The sequence below is a fragment of the Clostridium disporicum genome (genome assembly GCF_001405015.1).
GTDB lineage: Bacteria > Bacillota > Clostridia > Clostridiales > Clostridiaceae > Clostridium > Clostridium disporicum_B.
On the sequence record NZ_CYZX01000052.1, the window covers coordinates 1 to 1,406 of the forward strand.

Genomic DNA, 1,406 nt, shown 5'->3' on the forward strand with positions numbered 1-1,406 from the left:
TCCTTATCTTATCACTCACTCAACTTTATGTCAACAACTTTTTTCAAAGTTTTTTTGACTTAGTTTCGTTAGCAACGAGACTTATCTTATCACTTACCAAAACAACTGTCAAACACTTTTTTGTCTTGTGTTTTTGTTGTTTCGCATCAGCGACGAGATTTATCTTATCACTATAATTCTATATAAATTAATCTATTTTTACTACTTTTGATTAATTAATCTATGTATGCTTAATATTACTCTATTTTTCTAAGTATTACTACTATTGATACACTAGGAGTAGTGGTATATTAATACAAGTATACTTATCCACTTACTTAACATAATCCACAATATTTACATATACCATTTATGAATTTACTAACATAATTAACATTATCAACATAGCATGTAAAATGAAAAATAACCTTCTAAAATTATCATTTTAAAATTTAATCTGCTCTCTTTCTAAGTAAATTTTTATTTGTTTTTGTATTTTTTTAATTTTACTCAAATGAAATTCCTTCATCTATATTTAAAATATATCATATTCCTAAAGATAGACTATTGTCTAATACTATTATTATTTGTAACTTTAGTAATCTATTTAAATATTCATTGCCTATAATTTTCATAGAATTATTTTATTTTTCTTTAAGCTACAGTATATCCCTCATATCTTCTTACTAATCATAAGACTTAATACATGTTAATTTATATCATATATTTCATATTGGTATTATTTAAATACTTCCCATTGTAGATAGAATATTTACATTGTCTAATAAGCAACTATATATTCTCAATGATTTCATTTCTTAATATTTTTTATTAATTACATATATTCTATTACTATATGAGCTTATTCTGTTAATAATAAAATACTTATTAGGGAAAATTCAATATAAATGAATTTGAATTATTATCATTTACCAATCTATCTATAATATTCTCATCTATTTTACTTACCATTTATATAACTTGCTACTCTTCTTGTATATGATTTCTTATATAATATTCAATTACGTTTTTATTTTTTCATTTGTATATCTACATAATAACCCTTACCTTTTATACTTTTGTACGAAAACAATTTGATATTCATAATTCCATTTATTATATAACAAACTATATGTTGTTCATTAAAATATCTCTTCTTTGATAATTTAAATTCATTGTAAAAACTCAATATATTTTTACCAAAGTACGCTTTTTTATCTCATACAAAGATATAAAATAAAATTTTTAAATATCCCTATCTAATTTGTAATATTCTTTATATAACAAAAAAACACTTAAGATAAACTTAAGTGTTTCTACTAACCAGGCAACGTCCTACTCTCCCACACAGTCTCCCGTGCAGTACCATTGGCGCTGTAGAGCTTAACTTTCCTGTTCGGAATGGGAAGGAGTGTTTCCTCTACGCC

Annotated in this window: 1 rRNA gene; it reads right to left on the reverse strand. The window is 23.7% G+C overall.

From position 1 onward, the window contains the following. Nucleotides 1-1,301: 1,301 nt before the first annotated feature. Nucleotides 1,302-1,406, reverse strand: a 5S ribosomal RNA gene (rrf, locus tag ARA56_RS16215); the annotation flags it as partial.